Source organism: Methylobacter sp. (assembly GCF_030680395.1).
GTDB lineage: Bacteria > Pseudomonadota > Gammaproteobacteria > Methylococcales > Methylomonadaceae > Methylobacter_A.
In genome coordinates this window covers 1-2,887 of sequence record NZ_JAUXVR010000002.1, presented here as the reverse complement: position 1 = coordinate 2,887, position 2,887 = coordinate 1, and the positions used below count along the sequence as shown (strand labels likewise).

Annotated in this window: 4 protein-coding genes and 1 pseudogene; 4 read left to right on the top strand and 1 reads right to left on the bottom strand. The window is 47.5% G+C overall.

Annotated elements, in window-relative coordinates; genetic code table 11:
- Positions 1-165: 165 nt before the first annotated feature.
- On the bottom strand, positions 166-666 hold the full coding sequence (locus Q8L79_RS00240) for a hypothetical protein (RefSeq protein ID WP_305266989.1): 501 nt from the start codon (positions 664-666) through the stop codon (positions 166-168).
- Between the two features lie 346 nt (positions 667-1,012).
- Between Q8L79_RS00240 and Q8L79_RS00235 the strand changes: the two genes are divergently transcribed.
- From Q8L79_RS00235 to Q8L79_RS00220, 4 genes and pseudogenes are all read left to right on the top strand, one after another.
- Positions 1,013-1,756 (top strand): Crp/Fnr family transcriptional regulator, encoded by a 744-nt coding sequence (locus Q8L79_RS00235; protein ID WP_305266987.1) that lies wholly within the window; start codon positions 1,013-1,015, stop codon positions 1,754-1,756.
- Between the two features lie 105 nt (positions 1,757-1,861).
- Positions 1,862-2,119 carry a type II toxin-antitoxin system RelE/ParE family toxin gene (locus Q8L79_RS00230; RefSeq protein WP_305266986.1) on the top strand — a complete coding sequence of 86 codons (258 nt, stop codon included), beginning with the start codon at positions 1,862-1,864 and terminating at the stop codon, positions 2,117-2,119.
- Positions 2,103-2,435 carry a helix-turn-helix transcriptional regulator gene (locus tag Q8L79_RS00225; RefSeq protein WP_305266984.1) on the top strand — a complete coding sequence of 111 codons (333 nt, stop codon included), beginning with the start codon at positions 2,103-2,105 and terminating at the stop codon, positions 2,433-2,435. The genes Q8L79_RS00230 and Q8L79_RS00225 overlap by 17 nt, the downstream gene beginning before the upstream one ends.
- A gap of 236 nt (positions 2,436-2,671) precedes the next feature.
- Positions 2,672-2,887 (top strand): annotated as a pseudogene (locus tag Q8L79_RS00220) (IS4 family transposase); the annotation flags it as partial.

Below are 2,887 nucleotides of genomic sequence, written 5' to 3'. Positions count from 1 at the left end.
TGGCCCTTGCCCGGCTTGTCCAGTCCGCTGTCCGGATCGAATGTCTTGCGGAGTTCGGCGGTGGCCGGCAGCGACTATTTGGAGCCGTCGAAGGCAAACACTGACAGGCCGCGCCACGTATATTCGTCGCGTTGCGGGAATTCTTGATACGCCAAATCAACGGCTTTACGCAAAAAGCTCGGCAAACGTTTCCCAGCTGACTTTGCTGCGAGCCTTGGTCAGTGCGCTACGATGGGGTGTTTGAGCTTCCGGCCAAAGTCCACCACGCCGCGACAGGTTGAAAAAACCGCTTAATTTAATGTCCACGCCTTCATGGCGCGAACCGCTTGCCGTTAAATGTAGGAGAGTCACAATAAGTCTGGAGAGGGGGAGTTTGCGGCTCCGAGTAAAATGTTCCTTTTTCAGTTTTCCAACCGTTTGACGAAAGGCAGGCAAAAGACCGATGAGTTGGCTATAAAAACTGTGGATAACGGGGGTATTCATTTCTGTTGACCATTGACATAAAACACGTGCCACAGAGATAGGGGGCGTTTTGCTTAAGTCAACAGCATTGACCGCAAATCTGACCCCATTGATTTTCCATTGATTTGCATTACTATTTTTTGAATGACGATATTCTTGCGGCGTTCCAGGAGACGTGCCGCAGAAAGTGGCAAGGGCTATCAAACCCTGATTAACGAGGCTTTGCGCGTCAGACTGTCGCCAGAATCGGCCCCGCTTACTGCTGAACTTTTACGCAAGATTTTGCATGAGGAATTGCGGGCGGCTTAAGGCAGTCTCGTAGGATGCGCTAAACAAAGTGAAGCGCATCATTCGCGATTGATGCGCTTGGTACCTTGGCGCATCCTACGGCCCTGACGTTGGCGGTTAGACTTAATTTATGAATAAATCCACATTTGCTGAGGACAACGATAGTCAAAGCAAAGTTTCGCTAGCCTAAATGTATGAATTAATATATTAATGCAGTCTTTCTTACGCCAATTTGACGGTTTTTATACTTGACAATCAAAATATGTCACAAACGATAATAACAAATGATTCGTCCCCAGATCCTAAGCAAAATTTCATCCTTGCAGCCCTTTCGGCCGCGGAATACAATCGCTTGTTACCCGAGCTTAAGCTCGTTCAGTTGCCATTGGGATGGACGATATCTGAGTCAGGTGACCATGTAAATTTTGTGCATTTCCCGACCTCTGGCATTGTTTCGCTGGTCTATGCCCTGGAAGACGGCTCTACAAGCTCAACCGCTCTGGTTGGAAACGAGGGTATAGTTGGCATTTCCATTTTTATGGGAGGTGAGAGCTTGCCTACTAGCACAGAAGTGCAAAGCATAGGTTATGCTTATCGACTCAGCCGGAAAGTGATGAAACAAGAATTCTCGTTAGGAGGTAAACTTCAACACGTAGCCCTGCTTTTTACGCAGGGTTTACTTGCTCAGACATCCCAAGTTGCAGTATGCAACCAACATCATAATCTGGATCAGCAAGTTTGCCGATGGCTGTTGATGACTTTGGATAGATTACATGACGATGAAGTGGTAATAACGCAAGCTAGAATTGGGCAATTATTGGGTATACGCCGGGAGAGCGTGACCCTGGTTCTTGGTCAGTTAGAAACTGCTAAATTGATTATACGCACACGTGGTCGGATTACAGTGTTGAAACGCCGCGAACTTGAAAAGCGAGTGTGTGAGTGCTATGCGGCGGTTAAAGATGAGTATGAACGCTTGCTCCCCAGCAACCGAAAATCAAAGTAACGGGGTTAATTAACAAAAAGCACGTAGGATGCGCTAAACAAAGTGAAGCACATCCTACGGCCCTTTATCTTTGACAAGTCTTATAAAATACTTATAATTTGACTTATGAATACAATCAGCTGGAAGCCTAAAGCCCTTAAGCAGCTTGAAAAGGTCAAGGAAATCGCCATGCGTCAGCGGATTTATACCGAAGCGCAGGTATTGGTTGATTTTCCGAATTGCCAGGGCGTTAAAAAGCTGACTAACCATGCCTACAGCTACCGCCTGCGGGTGGGTGATTTCCGGGTGTTTTTTGAGTTCGACGGCGCCGTACGTATTATTGATATTGAAGAGGTGAAAAAACGCGATGAGCGCACTTACTAACTACCAAACCATTTTAGACAACGACGGTAAACCGGCGTTTGTAGTGCTGCCCTATGCCGATTTTATTAAACTGCCCGGCGTTGTCCGTCCCGGCATGATTCCGAACGCTGTCGTTGGTAAGCGCATCATGGATGGGGTCAGTATGCTGCAAGCTTGGCGTGAATACCTGATGCTGACTCAAACCGACATGGCAGAACGGATGGGTATCAGCCAAGCCGGTTACGCGCAGATTGAGTCCGCCAAGCGTCCGCGCAAAGCCACGCTGCAAAAAGCCGCGGATGCTTTGGGTATCACGCTGGAGCAGTTGGCGTATTAAGTTTGGCTATCCGAGCCCGGTAGGTCGAGCATGCTGTTTACGCCCGACATCAACATGCGCAAAATGTCGTGGTTGAATTCACCTGCGACCAAATCAATGGGGTCATACTCTGAGGTATCCCCACGAAATATCGATATAAAACAATGTGCTATTTAGTATTTTTTATCCAATTAAAGCCTGAGTGTCGCTAAAATAAGATTTTCTCGCCAGAAAAAATGCGTCAGCAGGAAAATCTTATGTCGATCATCAACACATTACATGCTCTGTTAAAACAGTCACTCCCTAACCTTCATGCTGCGCGACTCAATGCCTTAATGATTGCGGTCGGAGCCGGCTTGACCGGCGCATCCGTGTCGATTACGACACTGGGTCGGGCGATTTCCGGGCCTACGTTTATCAAACATAAAATCAAGCGCTTGGATCGCTTAGTTGGGAATCGTCACCTAAAATCT